16 protein-coding genes are annotated in these 19,567 nt (G+C 68.6%); 10 read left to right on the top strand and 6 right to left on the bottom strand.

Annotation, left to right across the window (positions count from 1 at the left end):
* Window positions 1-55 precede the first annotated feature (55 nt).
* Window positions 56-448: an ATP-binding protein gene (locus FKD65_RS06550; protein WP_141576628.1), complete on the bottom strand. Its 393-nt coding sequence runs from the start codon at window positions 446-448 to the stop codon at window positions 56-58.
* A gap of 154 nt (window positions 449-602) precedes the next feature.
* Between FKD65_RS06550 and FKD65_RS06545 the strand changes: the two genes are divergently transcribed.
* The 3 genes from FKD65_RS06545 to ligD all read left to right on the top strand — a co-directional run bounded on the left by FKD65_RS06545 (window position 603) and on the right by ligD (window position 3,485).
* Window positions 603-1,385, top strand: coding sequence for a helix-turn-helix transcriptional regulator (locus FKD65_RS06545; protein WP_168220960.1), 783 nt, complete (start codon window positions 603-605; stop codon window positions 1,383-1,385).
* Entirely contained in the window at window positions 1,376-1,549 is a 174-nt protein-coding gene (locus FKD65_RS06540; RefSeq protein ID WP_141576626.1) for a DUF397 domain-containing protein, read from the top strand. Before FKD65_RS06545 ends, FKD65_RS06540 begins: the two co-directional genes overlap by 10 nt.
* A 1,003-nt stretch (window positions 1,550-2,552) precedes the next feature.
* The gene (gene ligD / locus FKD65_RS06535) at window positions 2,553-3,485 is read left to right on the top strand and encodes a non-homologous end-joining DNA ligase (RefSeq protein WP_205718571.1); all 933 of its coding nucleotides are present in this window, start codon (window positions 2,553-2,555) and stop codon (window positions 3,483-3,485) included.
* A gap of 21 nt (window positions 3,486-3,506) precedes the next feature.
* Here ligD and clpB read toward each other — a convergent pair whose 3' ends face one another.
* Genes clpB through dnaK form a run of 5 tightly spaced genes read right to left on the bottom strand, consistent with a single transcriptional unit; the run spans window position 3,507 to window position 9,831 of the window.
* Window positions 3,507-6,122 (bottom strand): ATP-dependent chaperone ClpB, encoded by a 2,616-nt coding sequence (gene clpB / locus FKD65_RS06530; protein ID WP_141576624.1) that lies wholly within the window; start codon window positions 6,120-6,122, stop codon window positions 3,507-3,509.
* Window positions 6,104-6,448: a chaperone modulator CbpM gene (locus tag FKD65_RS06525; protein ID WP_141576623.1), complete on the bottom strand. Its 345-nt coding sequence runs from the start codon at window positions 6,446-6,448 to the stop codon at window positions 6,104-6,106. Before FKD65_RS06525 ends, clpB begins: the two co-directional genes overlap by 19 nt.
* On the bottom strand, window positions 6,448-7,395 hold the full coding sequence (locus FKD65_RS06520; protein WP_141576622.1) for a DnaJ C-terminal domain-containing protein: 948 nt from the start codon (window positions 7,393-7,395) through the stop codon (window positions 6,448-6,450). Before FKD65_RS06520 ends, FKD65_RS06525 begins: the two co-directional genes overlap by 1 nt.
* Window positions 7,395-7,991, bottom strand: a complete 597-nt coding sequence (locus FKD65_RS06515) for a nucleotide exchange factor GrpE (RefSeq protein ID WP_240809994.1) — start codon at window positions 7,989-7,991, stop codon at window positions 7,395-7,397. Before FKD65_RS06515 ends, FKD65_RS06520 begins: the two co-directional genes overlap by 1 nt.
* The gene (gene dnaK / locus FKD65_RS06510; protein ID WP_141576621.1) at window positions 7,954-9,831 is read right to left on the bottom strand and encodes a molecular chaperone DnaK; all 1,878 of its coding nucleotides are present in this window, start codon (window positions 9,829-9,831) and stop codon (window positions 7,954-7,956) included. The genes FKD65_RS06515 and dnaK overlap by 38 nt, the downstream gene beginning before the upstream one ends.
* Window positions 9,832-10,179: 348 nt before the next feature.
* On the opposite strand from dnaK, the gene FKD65_RS06505 reads away from it, so the two are divergent.
* From FKD65_RS06505 to FKD65_RS06475, 7 genes are all read left to right on the top strand, one after another.
* Entirely contained in the window at window positions 10,180-10,629 is a 450-nt protein-coding gene (locus FKD65_RS06505; RefSeq protein ID WP_141576620.1) for a DUF1931 family protein, read from the top strand.
* 138 nt (window positions 10,630-10,767) lie between these two features.
* Window positions 10,768-13,641: an AAA family ATPase gene (locus FKD65_RS06500; RefSeq protein ID WP_141576619.1), complete on the top strand. Its 2,874-nt coding sequence runs from the start codon at window positions 10,768-10,770 to the stop codon at window positions 13,639-13,641.
* A 257-nt stretch (window positions 13,642-13,898) separates the two neighbouring features.
* Window positions 13,899-15,473, top strand: a complete 1,575-nt coding sequence (locus FKD65_RS06495) for a Na+/H+ antiporter (protein WP_141576618.1) — start codon at window positions 13,899-13,901, stop codon at window positions 15,471-15,473.
* Between the two features lie 103 nt (window positions 15,474-15,576).
* Window positions 15,577-16,026 carry an Hsp20/alpha crystallin family protein gene (locus FKD65_RS06490; protein ID WP_141576617.1) on the top strand — a complete coding sequence of 150 codons (450 nt, stop codon included), beginning with the start codon at window positions 15,577-15,579 and terminating at the stop codon, window positions 16,024-16,026.
* Window positions 16,027-16,105: 79 nt separating this feature from the next.
* Window positions 16,106-16,492: a thioredoxin gene (gene trxA, locus FKD65_RS06485; RefSeq protein WP_240809993.1), complete on the top strand. Its 387-nt coding sequence runs from the start codon at window positions 16,106-16,108 to the stop codon at window positions 16,490-16,492.
* Window positions 16,476-18,068, top strand: coding sequence for an FAD-dependent oxidoreductase (locus FKD65_RS06480; RefSeq protein ID WP_240809992.1), 1,593 nt, complete (start codon window positions 16,476-16,478; stop codon window positions 18,066-18,068). The genes trxA and FKD65_RS06480 overlap by 17 nt, the downstream gene beginning before the upstream one ends.
* A gap of 19 nt (window positions 18,069-18,087) precedes the next feature.
* A complete protein-coding gene (locus tag FKD65_RS06475; protein WP_141576615.1) occupies window positions 18,088-19,326 on the top strand; it encodes an aromatic acid exporter family protein in 1,239 nt (412 codons plus the stop codon).
* Window positions 19,327-19,567: the final 241 nt, after the last annotated feature.

Raw genomic sequence — 19,567 nt, 5'->3', positions numbered from 1 at the left:
CGTTTCCTCACACAGAGCGTGGCCCCTGGCTCCTCGGGTCGGGGACATCGCAGCGTCAGGGCAGCCTGGCCCAGACGACCTTGCCGCCGCCGGTGAGGCGCTTGACTCCCCACTCGTCCACGAGCTCCGCCATGAGCTGGAGGCCACGGCCGGAGGTGGCGGCATAGTCCTGAGGCTGGACGGTGGGAAGGCCCGTGCCAGTGTCCGATACCTCGATCACCGGCTGCCCATCGTCCGGGTCGAGGAGGAGCCGGACGATGATCGGGCCTTCGCCGTGCTTGTAGGCGTTCGTGGTTAGCTCGCAGACCACGAGACGGCCCGTGTAGTCGTCGGTGATGCCCCAACTGGCGAACTGTTCGGCGAGGAACCGGCGCGCGAGGCGCGGCGCCTGATCGGTGGAATCGAGGACGATCGTCGGGACTTCAGGAGCTTGCGGTGCTGCGGACATCGGCACGACCTTCGCTGGCCACTGACGGGTTCAGGTAACTCGCTGCACAGCTTCAACTCCGCCGCGTAGCGTTACCACCGAAGCGCCCCAGCACACACGTGGCGCTGTCGATCGCTGGTAGGTGGGTTCCCCTCGCTCACGTGGAGGCGAAGCAGTGGCCGCACGCAAACCGACATCCAAGACCGTCGCCTTCGGCGCAGAGGTCACGCGCCTCCGCGAGGAAGCGGGACTCAATCGGACGGAACTGGCCGCACGGACGGCGGTCACCCGGAGCTACATCTCGCAGGTCGAGTCCGGGCGCACCAAGTGCCGCAGGGACTTCGCCGAACGGATGGACAAGGCGCTGGACTCGGGAACGGCCCTGGTCGACGCATGGGACGAACTCCTACGTTCCAGCAGCTACCCGAAGTTCTTTGCAGACTTCCCCCGTGCCGAGGCGTCCGCTGACGCGCTCCGCGCTTTCGAGATCAGGTTGGTCTACGGGCTTCTGCAGACTGAGGCGTACGCACGTGTGCTCCTGTGCAACGACGATGCCGTCCGCGAGCGGATGCAACGGCAGAGAATTCTCACCAAGCCGAACCCTCCGACCGTGTTCGTCGTACTGGACGAGTCTGTCCTCCTCCGTGAGGTCGGTTCCCGGGAGATCATGCGCGAACAGTTGGAGCATCTGATCGAGATGTCGGAGCGGGAGAACATCACGATTCAGATCGCTCCGATCGGCTACTACCGCGACGCCCGAGCGCCGTTCGTGATCGCGACTCAACCCGATCGGAGCGAGATCGTGTACCTGGAAAGCAACATCGGGGGCGAGACGAGTGCAGAGCCGCGAGACCTGGCGCTCGTCAGCGAGGCTTTCAGTACGCTCCAGGCGGCGGCGCTTTCACCGAAGGCGTCGGTCGAACTGATGCGGAAGGTTGTGGAGGAGCGATGGACGTGACCTGGCGCAAGTCGTCGCGTAGTAGTGAGGCCGGAGACAACTGCGTCGAACTGGCCGACCTCGGCAAGGCCGTAGGCATCCGCGACAGCAAAGACCCGGCCGGCGCCAAGTTCACCCTGCGACGCGACGAGTTCGCGAGCCTCGTGGCGATTCTGAAGCGCTAACGCCCGAACATGGCACCGAAGAAGCCCCGGCCCGAGAGGGACCGGGGCTTCCTTGTTTCGCCTCTGAGGGCGGACGCCGTAGCCAGGCGCTTCGGGGTAAGGCGCCGCGAGGCTCCTTTGCTGATCGACGCACAGAACGGGGGTGTCTCGGCGCCGAGGCAGGGCCAGAAGCAGCCCAGGGCAGGTGGCCGGGCTCCGTGAAGGAGCCCGGCCACCGTTGAGATGACCTTCCGGTGCCGATCGGCGGGGGCAGCTCGTGCTGCGTGATCGGTGGGCTCGCGTCGCGGGTCACCGAGGGGCAGGCAGGCGGGCGTCGGGACGTGTGAACATCCGGTGGGCCGGATCGGGCGGAGGCCGGTCTATCTGGTCCCGTGTGAACCGGTCGAGTGCCGCTGGGGGCGGCCGGGTTCGCTAACGAACGGCTAACTAACGATCAAGAGGCCGGTTCTCCGTGGTGGAGAAACGGCCTCTGAGCTGGTACTTCTTGTCGGGACGGCGGGATTTGAACCCACGACCCCTTGACCCCCAGGCACAGCAGACCAGTCGATCAAGGTCGATGGGAGTCGATCGGGGAGCCTCTCACCTGCGGAAACGTCCGGGGGAGTCGTGGCGAGTCCAGAGGGGGCTGACCACGGTGGCTCCCCGATCGGCTCCCCGCGGCCCCTTACTTCTAGGAGGAAGATCATGGTGCGAGGGCTCTGACCTGGAAGAGCGTGAGAGCTCGTCGGTGCGTGTCGATGGAGTCTCTGCTGCAGCGTGCCGACCGCCATGTCCACCGTGACGATGTCGTGGAGGGGCCGACGGTCCGAGATCCTGCGCAGGCGGGAAAGTGGTGAGCACGGAGGTCATGCGCCTGGATCATCCGCGGCGTTCGGAAAGCTTCCTGGGGCCTCTCTCGGGCTGAAGTCTGGACCGGTGGAGGCGGGAATTTCCTCGATTATTGCAGGCGGCGGGCATCCTGTCGTCTGCCGGATGGTAGGTCGTAACCATGGGGTGCCTGCCGATGTATCCGCCGATGTTGGCCGTGCTGGGGGATCTGCCGACCATGAAAGGCTGGGCGGCCGAGTTGAAGTGGGATGGAGTCCGGGCTGTCGCCTACATCCGCGACGGTCGGTTGAAGCTGATGTCGCGCAACGACAAGGACATCACTGTTGCCTGGCCCGAACTCGCCCCGCTCGCCGCCGCGGTCGACGTGCCGGTGGTGCTGGACGGGGAGATCGTGGCGTTCGGGCCGGACGGCAGGCCGTCGTTCAGGGCGCTCGGCCCACGCATGCACCTTCGCCGGCCACGCCGCATCCAGGCCCTGGCCCAGTCCAACCCCGTCTCTTATGTGATCTTCGATGTGCTGCACCGTGGTGACAAGTCGAAGATCGCCTTGCCCTATGCCGAGAGGCGCCGGGTTCTCCACGGGCTCGGACTGGAGGGGCCGCGCTGGAGGACGACCACTTCCCACGACGACGTCGCGAACGTCTTCGCCGAGTCGTCCCGTCTCGGCATGGAGGGCGTGGTATCCAAGCGCCTCGACTCCCCTTACCGACCAGGGCAACGGCATCGGGACTGGACCAAGACGAAGCACCTTCGGACCCAGGAGGTCATCGTCGTCGGCTGGAAGCCGGGGGAGGGCCGCCGTGCCGAACGGATCGGCGCGCTCCTGCTGGCCGTCAACGACGAGCGAGGGCGGCTGAGATACGCCGGTCATGTCGGTACCGGCTTCACCGAGGCGAGCCTGGACGACCTCGCCGAGCGTCTCACGCCGTTGCGGCAGGACGACCCGCCGGTTCCCGACGTTCCCTCTCAGCATGCGAGGGACGCCCGCTGGGTGCGGCCGGAACGGGTCGGTGAGGTGGCCTTACCGAGTGGACTCGGCGATGACCGACTACGGCACCCGAGCTGGCGTGGTGTCCGCACGGCCGGAACCGGGCGAAGTCCACCGTGAATAGGGCGGCGCGCCCGCCGGTCACTCGGGGTTCTCGTAGCGGACGTCCAGCTCGTCGTTCGCGACGGTGATGTGAATGGTCGCGCCGTCCCGGACATCCCCTGCCAGGAGCGCGCGGCCGAGTCGGGTCTCGACCTCGCGGGCGATGAAGCGGCGGAGCGGACGGGCGCCGTAAACCGGGTCGAAGCCCTGCTCGGCGATCAGCCGCCGGGCGTCTTCGTCGATCGCCAGCCGCATCTGCCGGTCGGCCAGTCGGGCGCGAAGGTCGTTGAACATCAGGTCGACGACCTGTTCGATCTGCGGCAGCGTGAGCGGCTTGAACAGGACGATGTCGTCGACCCGGTTGAGGAACTCGGGACGGAAATGGCGGCGCAACTCGCCCATCACCCGGTCGCGGGCGTCCGGCTCGATCTCACCCTCTGGGGTGACGCCCTGCAGCAGGTGCTCCGACCCGATGTTGGACGTCATGATGATGACGGTGTTGCGGAAGTCGACGGTGCGGCCTTGCGCGTCGGTGAGGCGGCCGTCGTCGAGCACCTGGAGCAGCGTGTTGAAGACGTCGCCGTGCGCCTTCTCGATCTCGTCGAACAGCACGACCGAGTAGGGCTTGCGCCGGACGGCCTCGGTGAGCTGGCCGCCCTCCTCGTATCCCACGTAGCCGGGGGGTGCGCCGACCAGCCGGCTGACGGTGTGGCGCTCCTGGTATTCGCTCATGTCGATGCGGACCATGTTCTCCTCGGTGTCGAACAGGGCCGCGGCGAGGGTGCGGGCCAGTTCGGTCTTGCCGACGCCGGTGGGGCCGAGGAAGACGAACGAGCCGATGGGGCGGCGCGGGTCCTTGATGCCCGAGCGGGCGCGGATGATGGCATCGGACACTAGCTGGACGGCCTCGTCCTGCCCGACCACGCGCTCGTGCAGAACCTTGTCGAGCTTGAGCAGTTTGTCCCGCTCGCCCTCCTGCAGGCGGCTCACCGGGATGCCCGTCCAACGCGACACGATCGCCGCGATCTCCTCCTCGGTCACGACCTCGCGCAGCAGGCGTCCGCCGTCCTGCTTGCCGGCCAACCGCTCCTCCTCAGCGCGCAGCCGCCGCTCCAGGTCGGGCAGCCGGCCGTGCCGCAGCTCGGCGGCACGGTTGAGGTCGTAGTCGCGCTCGGCGCGGGCGGCCTCCTGCCCAAGCTGTTCGATCTCCTGGCGCAGCGCCTGCACCTTGCGGAGCGCCTGGCGCTCGGCCTCCCACTGGGCGCGCATGGAGTCGGCCTCGGCGCGCAGCCCGGTCAGTTCCTTCCGTAGTTTCTCCAGGCGGTCCTTGCTCGCCGCGTCCTCCTCCTTGGACAGTGCGGCCTCCTCGATCTCCAGCCGCATGACGCGGCGGGTGAGTTCGTCCAGCGGCGCCGGCAGGGAGTCGATCTCGGTGCGCAGCATGGCGCACGCCTCGTCGACCAGGTCGATGGCCTTGTCGGGCAGGAACCGGTCGGAGATGTAGCGGTGGCTGAGCGTCACGGCGGCGACGAGGGCGGCGTCCTGGATCTTCACGCCGTGGAAGACCTCAAGGCGTTCGCGCAGGCCGCGCAGAATGGAGACGGTGTCCTCCACGGTGGGCTCGTCGACCAGGACGGGCTGGAAGCGCCGCTCCAGGGCCGCGTCCTTCTCGATGTGCTTGCGGTACTCCTCCACCGTCGTGGCGCCGATCATGTGGAGTTCGCCGCGGGCGAGCATGGGCTTGAGCATGTTGCCGGCGTCCATGGCCCCTTCGGTGGCGCCCGCGCCGACGACGTTGTGCAGCTCGTCGACGAACAGCAGGATCTGGCCCTCTGCCGCCTTGACCTCGTTGAGCACGGCGGTGAGGCGCTCCTCGAACTCGCCCCGGTACTTGGCGCCGGCGACGAGCGAACCCATGTCCATATTGAAGATCGTCTTGTTGCGGAGGCCCTCGGGGACGTCGCCGTTGCTGATGCGCAGGGCGAGCCCTTCGACGATGGCGGTCTTGCCGACGCCGGGGTCGCCGATCAGCACGGGGTTGTTCTTGGACTTGCGGGACAGGATCTGGACGACACGGCGGATCTCGGTGTCCCGGCCGATGACGGGGTCGAGTTTGCCTGCCGCGGCATCGGCCACCAGGTCACGGCCGTACTTTTCCAGCGCCTCGTAGGCGACCTCGGGCATCGCGGACGTCACCCTCTGGTTCCCGCGGATCCGGGTGAGGGCCTCCAGGAAGGAGTCCCTGGTGATGCCCTGGCGTTCCAGCAGCCGTCCCGCCGCCGTCGCCGTGCCCTCCTCCAGCAGTGCGATGACCAGGTGCTCCACGGAGACATAATCGTCCTTCAGCCGTTCGGCCTCCTGCTGGGCGGTGTCGAGCAGGCGGGAGAGCCTCTGGGTCACCAGGACCTGGCCGGGCTCGGTCCCCGGACCGCTCACGCTGGGGCGGTGTCCCAGCTCAGCCTCCAGCGCCTCGCGCAACCGTGCAGGATCGGCCTTCGCCTCGGTGAGCAGCCGCGGGACCAGTCCGTCGGCCTGGTCGAGCAGGGCGAGCAGCAGGTGCTCGCCGTCCACTTCGACGTGGCCGAAGCGCAAGGCCTTGGTCTGGGCGTCGTGCAAGGCCTCCTGGGATTTCTGGGTCAGGCGATTGGGGTCCACGTTGGGCCTCCGGTGTGGTGTTGGATGCGCAGTTCCCGCTCGAGTTCGGCGATGCGGTCGAGTAGTTCGACCACGAGTCCCAGCGCGGCGTAGTTGAGGCAGAGCCCCGTCCGCAGGCGTTCGAGGCGTCCGTATGCGGCGACTTGCCCCGGCGGGAACCAGAGCCGGCCGGAGCGGTCGCGTTCGGGATCGAGCAGCCCGAGACGCACCAGCCGGCGTGCCAGCTCGGGATGGATTCCAGCGGCCTCGGCGAAGGCGTCGAGGTCCATCCGCCGGGAACGGGTCGGGATGATGGCGTAGACCGTGCCGGGCAGCAGCTGTACCATCACGACCTCCTCGGGTCGAACGGTGACGCCGAGGCGAGCTCTTCGAGCAGCCGGCGTTCCGTTTCGGATGGCTCGGGCGGCACCACGATCCGGACTTCGGCGAACAGGTCGCCTGGGGTGCCGCGAGGGTTGGGCAGCCCGCGGCCGCGCAGCCGGAGCCGCCGCCCACTGGACGTGCCGGGGGGCACCTTCACCTTGGCCTCGCCGCCGGGCGTCTGCAGTCCCACCGTCGTGCCGAGGGCGGCCTCCCACGGAGCGAGCGGCAGGTCGGTGTATATGTCGCGACCTTCGACGCGGTAGCGGTGATGCGGGGCGATCCGCACCACCAGGAAAAGGTCGCCGGCGGTGTCGCCGCTCCCGCCCTGCCCGGCCAACCGGATGCGCTGGCCGTCGGTCACACCGGCGGGAACGGTGACGTCGATGGTCTGCCGGCCCCCTGGACGCTCGAGGGTGATGGTGCGTCTGGTCCCCTGGTACGCCTCCTCGACGCTGACCTCGATCTCGGCCTCCTGGTCCGCGCCCTGCGACGGTGACCAGGTCGACCAGCCGCCGCCACGCGCACGGCCACCGAAGATCCCACCGAACAGATCCTCCAGGTCGATGTCCTCGCCGAACCCGCCGGTGCGGCCGCCGCCCGTGGTGGCGTAGGGCCCGGCGCGGCCGGCGCCGGCGGCGGCACCGGCCCGAGAGCGCGCCCACATGTCCGGGTCGACGTCTTCCGGAACCCGCCGGAAGTCGGGCCCGAAGGCGTCATAGCGGCGGCGCTGCTCCGGGTCGGACAGGATGGCGTAGGCCTCGGAGACGTCCTTGAACTTCTCCTCGGCTCCAGGGTCCTTGTTGATGTCCGGGTGGTGGGCCCGGGCGAGCTTGCGGTAGACCCGCTGGATCTCGTCCTGGCCGGCGTCCCGGGAGACCCCGAGCACCTCGTACGGATCTTGGACGGCCATCAGTCACCGGTCCTGGCCGACACCGACACCAGTGCCGGACGCAACTGGTTCTCGTCGTCGCCGTAGCCCGGTTGGTGCACCTCGACCACTGTGCCGGGCGGGACACCGGGGTCGGCGCGCACGGCGACCGCCGAGTGCCGGGCCGGATCGAACGGGACCCCCAGGTCATCGCGACGCGGATAGCCGAGGTCGCGCAAGGTCGCCACGGCCCGGTCCCGGACGCTGCGAACGCCTTCGACGACGCTCGCCGGGTCGGACTCGGCGTGCTGGAGTGCGCGTTCGAGGTCGTCGAGAACCGGCAGCCACGCCCCGGTGACCTCCGCCCGCTGGGCACGGCGCTGCGTCTCCAACTCGCGCGTCAGGCGTTTGCGCAGGTTGTCGAGGTCGGCGGCTGCGCGCCGCCACAGGTCCTCGAGTTCCCCGACCCGCGCCCTGAGCCGTTCGACCTCGCCGGAATCCCGGTCGGCCGCGTCGGCGGCCCCGTCCCGCTCGGGCTCCTGCCCGGCGTGCTCGGGCCGCTCAAGCGGGCGGTCCTGGCCGGCCGGCTGCCCGGTCTGCTCAGTCCGTCGTGAATTCGGCGTCGATGACATCGTCATCCGAGCCTTCCGTCGTGGCACCGGCGGGACGCTGACCCGCGCCCGCTCCGGTGGCCGGTCCCAGTCCGTGCAGGATCTGCTGGAGTTCGGAGGTGAGCGTGCGCAGCCGGTCCAGCGGCGCCTCCTCCTTGATGGCCTGGCGAGCGTCCTCGACGAGCCCCTCGGCCCGCGCCTTCTCATGTACGGGCACCGTGTCACCGAGTTCACCCAGCCGGTGTTCGACCTGGTAGATGGCCGAGTCCAGCTCGTTGCGCGCGTCGACCTGCGCGCGCAGCCGGGCGTCCTCCTGCTGGTTCTGCTCCGCATCGGCGATCATGCGCTCGACCTCGCTCTCGTCGAGATTCGAGCTCTGACTGATGGTGATGTGCTGCTCGGCGCCGGTGTCCTTGTCGCGCGCGGAGACGTTGAGGATGCCGTTGGCGTCGATGTCGAACGTCACCTCGATCTGCGGTTCGCCGCGCGGTGCGGGGCGGATGTTCTCCAGCCGGAAGCGACCCAGCACCCGGTTGTCGGCGGCCCGTTCCCGTTCACCCTGCAGAACCACGATGTCGACCGCGTTCTGGTTGTCCTCGGCGGTGCTGAACGTCTCGGTCCGGCGGGCGGGGATGGTCGTGTTCCGCTCAATGATCTTGGTCATCACTCCGCCCATGGTCTCCACGCCGAGCGAGAGGGGAGTGACATCGAGCAGCAGGACGTCCTTGACCTCGCCCTTGAGGACACCGGCCTGGATCGCGGCGCCCAGCGCCACGACCTCGTCGGGATTGACCGACATGTTGGGGTCCTGGCCGCCGGTCAGCCTTCGGACGAGGCTCTGCACGGCGGGGATCCGGGTGGACCCGCCGACCATGATGACCTCGTCGATGTCGTCTGCGGTGACCTTGGCATCGCTCATCGCCCGTTCCACCGGGCCGACGCAGCGCTCGATCAGGTCCGCTGTGATCTGCTCGAACGCGGAGCGCATCAGCGAGGTGTCGAGGTGTTTCGGGCCACTGGCGTCGGCCGTGATGAACGGCAGACTGATCTGTGTCCGGGTCACCGTGGACAGCTCGACCTTGGCCTTCTCGGCGGCTTCGAACAGCCGCTGCAAAGCCTGCGGGTCCGCGCGGAGGTCGATCCCGTTGTCCCGCTGGAACTCGTCGGCGAGGTGGTCGACGATCCGGCGGTCGAAGTCGTCGCCGCCGAGATGGCCGTCACCGGAGGTGGCGCGGACCTCCACGACGTCGTCGCCGATGTTCAGCAGGCTGACGTCGAACGTGCCGCCGCCCAGGTCGAACACCAGCACGGTCTCGTTCGCCTTCTTGTCGAGACCGTAGGCCAGTGCCGCCGCCGTAGGCTCGTTGATGATGCGCAGGACCTCCAGCCCGGCGATCTTCCCCGCGTCGCTCGTGGCCTGCCGCTGGGCGTCGTTGAAGTAGGCGGGCACGGTGATGACCGCCTCGGTGACCTTCTCACCGAGCGACTTGCCGGCGTCGTCCGCCAGCTTGCGCAGCACCAGCGCCGAGATCTCCTCCGGCGCGTACTGCTTGCCGCGCACTTCGAAGCGTGCCGTCCCGTCGGAACCTTCGACCACGTCGAAGGAGACCGCGTCCTTCTCGGTCTCGATCTCGTCGTAGCGTCGTCCGATGAAGCGCTTCGCCGAGGTGATGGTGCCCTTCGGGTTCATGATCGCCTGCCGCCGGGCCAACTGCCCGACCAATCTCTCCCCCTGTTCGGTGAAGGCCACCACGGACGGGGTCGTCCGTGCCCCCTCCGCGTTGGGGAGGACCCGAGGTTCACCGCCTTCCGTCACCGCGATGACCGAGTTGGTGGTGCCGAGGTCTATGCCGACTGCTCTACCCATCAGGTTCCCTCCGATGGTCCTCACCGCGCACTCCAGTGAGGTGGCGTACATCGTTGCCGGAGATGGCAATGCCTTCACCCCCACGTTGCGCCGTCAGTCGGTCCACCGCATCCACTGACTGGGTAGGTCTGAGCTCGGCGCCCACCACGGGGCGATGGCGAACTCTCCGTGAGCGGATGGCGGTGGGCAGGCGGCACGCACGGACGAATCATCGGACCGGCGCGGGCAGGCGGCCTGGTCGGGGTGAGCCGGGCCTACAAGATCTGACGATGTGACGGTCCCCCGGGGCGGGGAGGCTGCAAGGAGTTCTTCTTCTCCTCCGTCAGGAGATGTCAGGGAGGTGGATCCATGGCTGTGATGGGAATCAGCAGGTTCGAGCGCTTCTTCAGGGCTGCCGCCGGGGTGGACGTCGACAAGAACGATCTGCGGCGCTACCACGAGTTCCTTGACGCCAAGCTGTACGACCTGCTCCTCGCCGGTCAGGCCAAGGCGAAGGCGAACGGGCGCGACATCATCGAGCCGTTCGACCTCCCGATCACGAAGGGCCTGCAGGAGTGCATCCACCGGTTCCGCCGGTTGGACGACGAGATCGACGTCGAGCCGATCCTTGAGCTGCTGGCGAGGCGGCCGCCGCTGGACATCGCGGTAAGCGATGTCACCGATGAGAAGCTTCCCGAGATCGCGGGAGGTCTTTCCTACGCTCTGTCGCAGGCCTTCCGGATCGTGTTCCCGGACCGCCGCAACCCGCAGACCGCGCATTGGGAGCGTGTCCAGCGCATGTTCGACCTGCTCTTGTGAGCAGGACTGCCGCTTTCTGATTCGCGGTAGACGCGCAGACGGTATGGCTTTATTTAATTTTGACCTAATTTGTCCAAGGATGAGACGGTGGTGCGTTGACGGTCGCGTATCCCGCCCGATGATGGGCACGTTGCCTGCATGGATGGCGGGCCGTCGAGGCCGGGGGTGACGTTCGGTCGCCAACGGGAACGGGCGAGCGTTGACGAGTTGCTGACGCGCGTCGACGGCCCGAGGGTCATGCTCGTCGAGGGGGAGACGGGCATCGGGCGGAGCCGCCTGCTTGAGGAGGCAGCGCGGACCGCCGCCGACGAGGGTTTCTCGGTGGTGGTCGCCGATGCAAGCCCCGAACTGCGTCGGCCCGCGGACCTGGAGTTGCTGCTGTCGGTACTCGACGAGCCCGGTCCGCTCTCGCCCGCGCCGTCGGCCGGCGGACGGGACCGTCCGGCTGAGCGGCTGCGGGCAGCGCTGGAACGGCGGGCCCGGTCCACCTCGCTGCTGGTCGTGCTGGACGATCTGGAATGGGCCGATCCCGCGATGCTCCTCGCGCTGCGGACGCTGCCGATGCGACTCGCATCGTCTTCCGTGTGGTGGATTCTCGCACGCCGCCCCGGTTCCGGCGGCGCCGAGCCTGATCGGCTGTTCTCCCGGTTGCAGGAGCGCGGCGCCGTCCTGCTCCAGCTCTCTCCATTGTCGGATGAGGCCGTCCTCGAACTGGTCACCACCACTTTGGGTGCGTGCCCTGACGCCGACCTGCGCGTGCTCGCAGACAAGGCGGGCGGCAATCCGCTGCTGCTCCTCGAGCTGATGAACGGACTGCTCGACGAGGGCGGGGTGGTGATCTCCCGGGGCCACGCCCACCTCATCACCTCGCGGTTGCCGGAGCGGGCCCGTCTCGTCGTCCAGGGCCGCCTGGACGATCTGGATCCGGCGGCTCGGCGGCTCTTCGAGGTGGCTGCGATGCTGGGGCCCGCGTTCCACCCCCTTGTCGCCGCAGACCTGCTTGGCATCACCCCCTCCGAACTCCTGCCGTCACTGGAGGCGATCCTGGCGACCGAGCTGCTGGTAGCGCATGAAGAGGCTCTTGTGTTCCGGCACGAAATGGTGCGCGAAACGGTGATCACGGATATTCCCGGTCCCGTCCGCCAGGCTCTGCATGTGCAGATCGGCAGGACCCTGCTGGAGCACGGTGGCAGGGTGAAGGCCGCGGCGGCCCACCTCATGGCGGGGGCGGTCTCAGGCGTCCCAGAGGTCCTCCAGAGCCTGGACCGGGCAAGCGCGCAGATGCTCGACACCGACCCGGCGGTCGCCGCCGAGCTGACCCAACGGGCGCTCGACCTCACCGAGCCCGCCGATCCGCTGTGGTTCGCGCGCACGATGACGGCGATGCGGACGCTGGTCACCGTCGGTGACCTGATGGGGGCCGCGAAGTTCGCGGAGGCCGCGCTCGACCGATGCGCCTCCGGCTCGCCGACCGCTGAACTGCTGACCGCGCTGTCCTTCGTCCTGGTGCCGATGGGCCAGGCCGCCAGGGCGTCGGACACGGCGAAGGCCGTGCTGGACATGCCTGATCTGACGGACGAGGTGCGCGACCGCGCCGAACTCGCTCTCCTGCAGGCCGGGGCCGGGCTGCAGGAGAGCGGAAGCGTGCTGGACCGGGCCAGCGAGATCATCGAGGCGGGCGACGCGCCTGGCCGTGGCCTGGTGACCGGGGCGCTCATCGTCCTCGCCTTGAACGACTGGGACAAGGGCGATCTGCTCGGCGCGCTCGACCTCACGCGGACCGGTGCGCGGCAGGTGTCCAACGACGGCGTGCATGAGTGCCGGCTCCACCCAGGTCTGATACTGGCCGCATTCCTGGTGGACGTCAGGCTCATGGACGAGGCGCGGCGGACGATGGTGCTGGGGACCGGCGGAGCCGAGGGGATCGGCGGAGCCGAGGGGATCGGGCGGGACGGCTGGGCGGCCGGATCGGCGATCGTGCGATCTCGCATCGACCTCGCTGAGGGGCGCCCAGAGGAGGCGATCCGCGGGGCGAGGGCGGCTCTGGAAGCCGCCGACGCGGTCGGGGCGCGCCTGCTGGGCGCCTGTGCCCGATCCATGCTGTCCATCGCGGCGCTGCGCTCCGGCGATCTCGAGACGGCCGCTGAGCACGGCCTCGGAGGCGAGGACGCGGGCGGCCCGGCGTCCCCTCCCTTCGACCTGACCCGAAGCGAGCTGATCCGGGCGCAGGTGACCGAGGCGTGTGACGGGCCGCGGGCCGCCCTGCCCGGAGTGAGCCGACTCCTCGATGGCCTGGCGGAGCACTATCGGGTGCTGATCTGCGATCCGACCGCGGCGGCCTGGCTGGTCCGAACGGCGGTCGCGGCGGGTGAGCCCGGACAGGCCGAGAAGGCCGTCGCTGCGGCCGACCGGCTCGCCGACATGAACCCGGGGCTGCCCAGTCTGGCCGCCGCCGCCGAGCACGCCCGCGGGCTGCTGCACGGCGATCCGGACCTCCTGCAACACGCCGCGGCGGAGCACGCCGACCATTGGTCATCCGCCTCCGCATACGAGGACCTCGGCATGCTGCTGAGCGGACCGGACGGTGCGCGCGGTCGTACGGTCCAGTGGTTCGACGAGGCTCTCTCCTGCTACGCCGCGGCCGGCGCCGAGCGGGACGCGGCCCGGATCCGTGGGCGCCTGCGGGGAATGGGGGAGCGCCGCAGGCACTGGGAACGCCGCGATCGGCCCGTGACCGGCTGGGACAGCCTCACCGGGACCGAGCAGCGGATCTCCGGGCTCGTCTCCCAAGGGCTCACCAACCAGCGCATAGCCGATCAGCTGTTCGTCAGCGTCCACACCGTCGCGTTCCACCTGCGGCAGGTCTTCCGCAAACTCGCCATCCGCTCGCGCGTCGAACTGGCGCGGCAGGTCCTCGAACACTCCGACGACCCTCCAGACGCGCATACCAGGAAGAGTTCCGGCGACACGGAGGCCGACACTCCCGCCCACAGACGCCCCAGACCGGATTGAGCGCACGCAGGTCCCAAGACATGCGGACTTGAAGTCCTCCCATACTGGCGGGGGCCGGGCGGCTCCAGCTCCGGGCCGAGCAGTGGTTCCCCCGTCACGCCCGCCACACTGCGTGCCGCCGGGTGTCCTGCATCCTCCGGCCGGGTAGCGGTGCCGCTGAGCGTTGACGGCAGTGATCGTCCGCAGATCAGTCCCTCTTGGACATTTCCCTACCTGCGTGTTCGGCTGACCGTGCCCTGCGGGGGAAGGCCGCGATCATGGGCCCGGAATCCGTGTTCATCGTCGTCCTGGCCACCGCGGCCGCGGTCCTACTCTCCCGGGCCCTTTCGGCGCGTATGGGGATGCCCGAAGCGATCCTGCTCGTCGTGCTCGGCGCGGCGATCGCGTTCCTGCCCGGCATGCCCGAGATCGAACTGCCGCCGGAAGTGGTGCTGCTCGGGTTCCTGCCCCCGCTGGTCTACTACGCAGCGTTCTTCAGCGCCCCCCGAGAGGCGAAGGCGGACGCAGTGCCGATCACGGCGCTCGCGATCGGCCTGACGGCGGTGACCACCTTCACCGTCGCCGCGGTCCTGCGGTGGGTTCTGCCCGACCTGGGCTGGGCGGCGGCCATCGCCCTCGGTGCCGCCGTCGCCCCCACCGACCCCGTCGCCGCAATCTCGATCATGAAGCGGCTGAACGCGCCGGTTCGGATCGTGACCATCATCGAAGGGGAGAACCTCATCAATGACGCCGTCGCGCTCACAGCCTTCGTGCTGGCCGTCGAGGCGCTGACGACGCCCTTCACCCTCGGCCACGGCATAGCGCGGCTGGCCGGAGTGGTCGCCGGCGGTGTGGCGTACGGCCTGGCAGTGGGGTTCATCGCGTCCCGCCTGCGCCGCCGGATCCGCGATCCCGGCAGCCAGATCATCGTCTCCCTGCTGACGCCGTACCTCGCGTTCGTCCCGGCCGACGAGCTCGGCTTCTCCGGGGTACTCGCCACCGTCTGCGCGGGCTTCTACCTCGGCACGCGCGGAGAGGGCGTGCTCCAACCGGCGTCCCGGCTGCCCGGTCATCTGTTCTGGCAGGTGCTGGTCTTCCTCCTGGAGTCGGCACTGTTCGTGTTGCTCGGCCTCGAGATACGCGTGATCGTGCGCGAGGTGACCGGCACCGCATGGCCGTCGGCATTTCTCGGCGCGGCCGCGGTCACGGCCGTCATCGTGGCCCTTAGGCTGGCCTGGACGCAGTTCGTGTTCCCGCTCTCCCGGTATCTGCCCGGCCGGCACATCGCCTTCGATCATCTGCCCTGGCGCGACCGGCTCGCCATCGGCTGGAGCGGCATGCGAGGCGCGATCTCACTGGCGATCGTGCTGTCCCTGCCGGTCTCCGCGCCGGGCCTGCCGCCGGAACGGCGCGGCGAGCGGCTCTTCGTGACCGGCGCCGTCGTGTTCATCACCCTGATCGGATGTGCGACCACGATGCCCGGGCTGCTGAGACGGCTCGGCCTGGCTGAGTCCGACCGCGTCCGGATCGAGTACCAGGAGGCGAAGAAGGCCGTGGTGGAAGAGGCCCTGGCCCGGCTCGACGAGCTCATCGAGAACGGCGAGGTCGATGGTCGCACCGGCAGGACCTTCCGCCAGTTGTACGAGGACCTCCTGGACCAGATCCGCACGGAGTTCGACGAGGACCTCGACGAGGAGGTGACCGACTCCCTCGGCCTCCGCCGCGAACTGGTGCGGACGCAGCGAGAGAAGCTGCGCAGGCTCTACTCCAAAGGCAAGATCAGCGCCGAGGGTCTCCGGGCCGTAGACCGATGGCTCGATCTAGAGGACCCCGACATCCGGGAAGTCGGATGACCGGGGGACCTGCCCACACCTGTCAACTCTGAGGATGTGCCGGACCGGACGGCGGAGCAACCCTCGGTCTAGGGAACGTCCCGACGATACGAGAGGTCAGAACATGACACTGCCCAGTGTCCGCCGCTCCGGAGACACGATGCTCACACCGAGGCCGCGGGCGTTCGACGCCCTCTACGAGCAGATGGAACAACTGGTCAACGCGGCCTTCGCCGGCACCCCCACGGAGTTGCCCTGGGTGCCCGCGGCGGACGTCGGCGAGACCGACGACGCTTACATGATCGAGGCCGAACTACCCGGCCTGAAGAAGAACGAGGTCGACGTGTCGCTGCACGACCGGGAACTGACGATCACGGGGGAGGTCAAGGAGCGGGAGCGCCGTGGACTGCGGCATCGCAAGCAGCGGCGCACCGGCCGGTTCGAGTACCGAGTGTTCCTTCCCGGCGACATCGATGCCGACCGGGTCGACGCGAACCTCGCCGACGGCGTGCTGACCGTGACGGTCCCCAAGGCCACAACCGAAAAGGACCGCCACGTCGAGGTCAAGGACTGACCCCGACAAGGCGCTTCGACCACATCCGCTGGAGGAGCCGGTGATCGTCCGTTGTGAACACTGCGGAAAGAAGAACCGTGTGCCGGCAGCCGCCGACGGCGGTCCGGTCTGCGGGAACTGTCACCGGCCGCTCCCGTGGATCGCAGAAGCCGGAGACGAAGACTTCGCCGAGGTCGCCGAGCGCTCCGCGGTGCCGGTGATCGTCGACCTGTGGGCGACCTGGTGCGCGCCATGCCGGACGGTCAGCCCGGTACTGGAGCGCCTCGCCCACGAACTGGCGGGGCGGATCAAGCTCGTGAAGATCGACATCGACCGGGCGCCGAAGATACAGGAGCGTTTCGCCGTTCGTGCCGTTCCCACGCTGCTGCTGATGCGGCACGGGAAGGTGATCGACCAGAGAGCGGGCGCCGTGCCCGCTGGTCCGCTCCGAACGTGGGTGGAGGAGACCCTTGGAAGAGACACCTGATCTGAACGGCGCCTACCCCCGGCTCGACCGCGAGCAGATGGGGCTGGTCGCGGCATACGGCGAACAACGCCCGACTCGCCGCGGCGATGTCCTCTTCTCGGAAGGGGACCGGGACTACGGGTTCTTCCTGATCCTGGCCGGGACGGTCGAGATGCTGGACAAGGGCGAAGTCAACAGCGTGCATGGCCCAGGACGCTTTCTCGGCGAACTGGGCCTGCTGACGGGTCAGCCCACGTTCCTCACAGCCCGCGTCGCCGAGCCGGGCGCGGTGATCGCGGTGCCGCCCTGGCGCCTGCGCGAGTTGGCCGGCCGGGAACCCTGGTTCGGCGATCTCGTCCTGCGCGCGTTCCTCATCCGCCGTTCGCTGCTCATCGCGCAGGGCGCCGGGCTGCGGATCATCGGCTCGCGGTTCTCTACCCGCTGCCGGCGACTGCGCGACTTCGCCGTGCGCAACCGACTGCCGCATCGATGGATCGACGTCGAGGACGACGAGGACGCCGAAACGCTGCTCAGGGGGCTCAGCATCCCGGTGTCGGAGACACCCGTCGTGATCCTGGACGGTCAACGGGTGCTGCGCAATCCGGGGGACGACGAACTCCCCAGGCTTCTCGGGCTACCGCCACCGGCACCGGCCTCCTCGGCGCACGACCTTCTCGTGATCGGCGCGGGTCCGGCCGGGTTGGCCGCGGCCGTGTACGCCTCCTCAGAGGGCCTGGACACGATGGTCGTCGATGCCGTCGCCACCGGAGGACAGGCCGGGACGTCATCCAAGATCGAGAATTACCTCGGTTTCCCCGCTGGCATCTCGGGCGCGGAGTTGACCGATCGGGCGGTCATCCAAGCCGAGAAATTCGGGGCGAGGCTGCAGGTGCCCGGCGACGCCACGGGACTTCGGGCACGCAACGAGCGGTATGCCGTCGACCTCGGCGGAGGCGGCGAAGTTTCGGGCCGCACGGTCGTCATCGCGACCGGTGCCCGCTATCGCCGGTTGGACGTCCCGCACCTGGAGGACTACGACGGCGCCGGGGTGTACTACGCGGCAACCCAGGTCGAGGCGCTGCAATGTCGGCACGTGCCGGTGGCCATCGTCGGCGGTGGCAACTCGGCGGGTCAGGCGGCCGTATTCCTGGCTCGGCACGCCACCCGGGTCCTGCTCTTCGTCCGGGGTGCGGAGCTTGGCGAGAACATGTCGCGCTACCTGGTCGACCGGATCGAACACTGCCCCGAGATAGAGGTGTTCCTTCACACGGAGATCCGTGAGGTGCACGGACACGGATTTCTGGAGGAGGCCGTGGCGGAGAACAACAGGACCGGTGAAGTCCGCCGATTCGACGTGCGCGCGCTGTTCGTCTTCATCGGAGCCGTCCCTTGTGTCGACTGGTTGGCGGACACGGTCGAACTCGATGACAAGGGATACATACGCACCGGCGGCCCTCAAGCCCTGCCACTGGAGACAAACCTGCCCAGCGTGCTGGCCGTTGGAGACGTGCGGAGCGGTTCGGTCAAGCGGGTCGCCTCGGCGGTGGGGGAGGGGGCGATGGCCGTCCGCCTGGCATTCGTGCGCCTGAACCGATAATCGGCTGTGGGGGCATGAGATGAGCAGTGACCAGCGAATACGCGCAGCGGCGCAGAGCGCCGTCACGCCGGCGCGAGTGGGCCTGAGGCGGCTTCAAACGCAGCCAAGGGGCTTCGAGATCGCTCGCCTGGTCGTGGCAGCGGTTCTCTCGTTCGAGTTCGCGTCGTGGTTGCCCGACACCAGCCCAAGGCCCGTACTCGCACCTCTGACGGCAATCCTCGTCCTCCAAGTCACGCTGTTCCAGACCATTCGCCATGTCTGGCAGCGCGTCGTCAGCGTCGTGGTCGGTGTGATAGTCGCGGCGCTACTGTCGAGCCAGGTGGGATTCAGTTGGTGGAGCCTGGGCCTGGCCATCACTGCAGCTCTGATCTGCGGATTCTTGATGCGGCTGGGCAACTACATCCTCGAGGTGCCGATCAGCGCCATGCTCATACTGTCCCTCGGAACCGGTGCTGCGGCCACGGGGCGGATCGTGGAGACCCTCGTCGGCGCGCTCACTGGCCTGGTCGCCGGAATCCTGACCTCACCCGTCAAGATACAAACAGCAGAGGAGGCTCTAGAGGGCCTTAGCGGCACCATGGCCCGCCACCTCCATGACATCGCCGAAGCGGTGGAAAAGCGCCCCGAGCCGCGCACGTTCGGCGAATTGCTCTCCCAGGCCCGCTCCCTCAGCCGGGATGTCCAACACGTCGACGGCGAACTCGCACAAGCTGAGGAGAGCATCCGCCTCAACCCGCAAGGCATCGGAATGTTCCGGGCAATGGTGGCGCTACGGGAGACCCTGGCCGCCTTGGAGCACTGCGGGATCACCATCCGCGGCCTGGCGCGCTGTCTCGCCGATCACGCCAACGAGCCTGAGCCAGACCGTGAGGACCCACTGTCCAAGAGCGAGGCTCGTAGCCGGCTGGCCACGGCACTTGGACATCTGGCCTCGGCGCTGGGCACCTACGGGCGGATGCGGCGCCAGCAGTTCGCCACAGGAACGACCGACCTCGAGGACCCGCTCACCTATCACCTGGGCGCCGCGCACGAAGAGCGCGTGAAACTGGGCGAGTTGTTGTGGGCCGACAGCCCCGATTGGCCGCTCCATGGTGAGGTCCTCGTTCATCTCGACCGCCTGAGAACCGAACTGGAGGCCGGGCGGCGAATGCGAACGCAAGGGCGCCCGACTCGCCGACTCCGCATTCCCAAGCCTTCGCCGCCCGCCACGCTCAGCCCGATCCGGCGGCGAACGGACCTACGCCGAGCACGCTCCTGACCGACCAGCCAACCGGGTCAGCCACGAAAGATCGAAGCTAGACCGTGGGCGAAGAGGACTTCTTGACCGGTGGCACAGCAGACCAGTCGATCAAGGTCGATGGAAGTCGATCGGGGGGCCTCTCACCTGCGGAAACGTCCGGGGGAGTCGTGGCAGATCTAGATGGGGCCGACCACGGTGGCTCCCTGATTGGCTCCCCGACGCCCCAGCCTACTGGGCTCCTACTACCAACAAGATCACA

The organism is Actinomadura sp. WMMA1423 (assembly GCF_006547145.1).
Taxonomy (GTDB): Bacteria; Actinomycetota; Actinomycetes; order Streptosporangiales; family Streptosporangiaceae; genus Spirillospora.
Note: the sequence above shows the minus strand (reverse complement) of the source record. Positions and strands in the feature narration are given on the sequence as shown.

Excerpts from the sequence above, each read along its gene's own strand:
- FKD65_RS06550 (WP_141576628.1), bottom strand. The coding sequence starts at position 448 with ATGTCCGCAGCACCGCAAGCTCCTGAAGTCCCGACGATCGTCCTCGAT.
- FKD65_RS06540 (WP_141576626.1), top strand. The coding sequence starts at position 1,376 with ATGGACGTGACCTGGCGCAAGTCGTCGCGTAGTAGTGAGGCCGGAGAC.
- ligD (WP_205718571.1), top strand. The coding sequence starts at position 2,553 with ATGTATCCGCCGATGTTGGCCGTGCTGGGGGATCTGCCGACCATGAAA.
- FKD65_RS06525 (WP_141576623.1), bottom strand. The coding sequence starts at position 6,448 with ATGGTACAGCTGCTGCCCGGCACGGTCTACGCCATCATCCCGACCCGT.
- FKD65_RS06520 (WP_141576622.1), bottom strand. The coding sequence starts at position 7,395 with ATGGCCGTCCAAGATCCGTACGAGGTGCTCGGGGTCTCCCGGGACGCC.
- FKD65_RS06515 (WP_240809994.1), bottom strand. The coding sequence starts at position 7,991 with ATGACGATGTCATCGACGCCGAATTCACGACGGACTGAGCAGACCGGG.
- dnaK (WP_141576621.1), bottom strand. The coding sequence starts at position 9,831 with ATGGGTAGAGCAGTCGGCATAGACCTCGGCACCACCAACTCGGTCATC.
- FKD65_RS06505 (WP_141576620.1), top strand. The coding sequence starts at position 10,180 with ATGGCTGTGATGGGAATCAGCAGGTTCGAGCGCTTCTTCAGGGCTGCC.
- FKD65_RS06500 (WP_141576619.1), top strand. The coding sequence starts at position 10,768 with ATGGATGGCGGGCCGTCGAGGCCGGGGGTGACGTTCGGTCGCCAACGG.
- FKD65_RS06495 (WP_141576618.1), top strand. The coding sequence starts at position 13,899 with ATGGGCCCGGAATCCGTGTTCATCGTCGTCCTGGCCACCGCGGCCGCG.
- FKD65_RS06490 (WP_141576617.1), top strand. The coding sequence starts at position 15,577 with ATGACACTGCCCAGTGTCCGCCGCTCCGGAGACACGATGCTCACACCG.
- FKD65_RS06475 (WP_141576615.1), top strand. The coding sequence starts at position 18,088 with ATGAGCAGTGACCAGCGAATACGCGCAGCGGCGCAGAGCGCCGTCACG.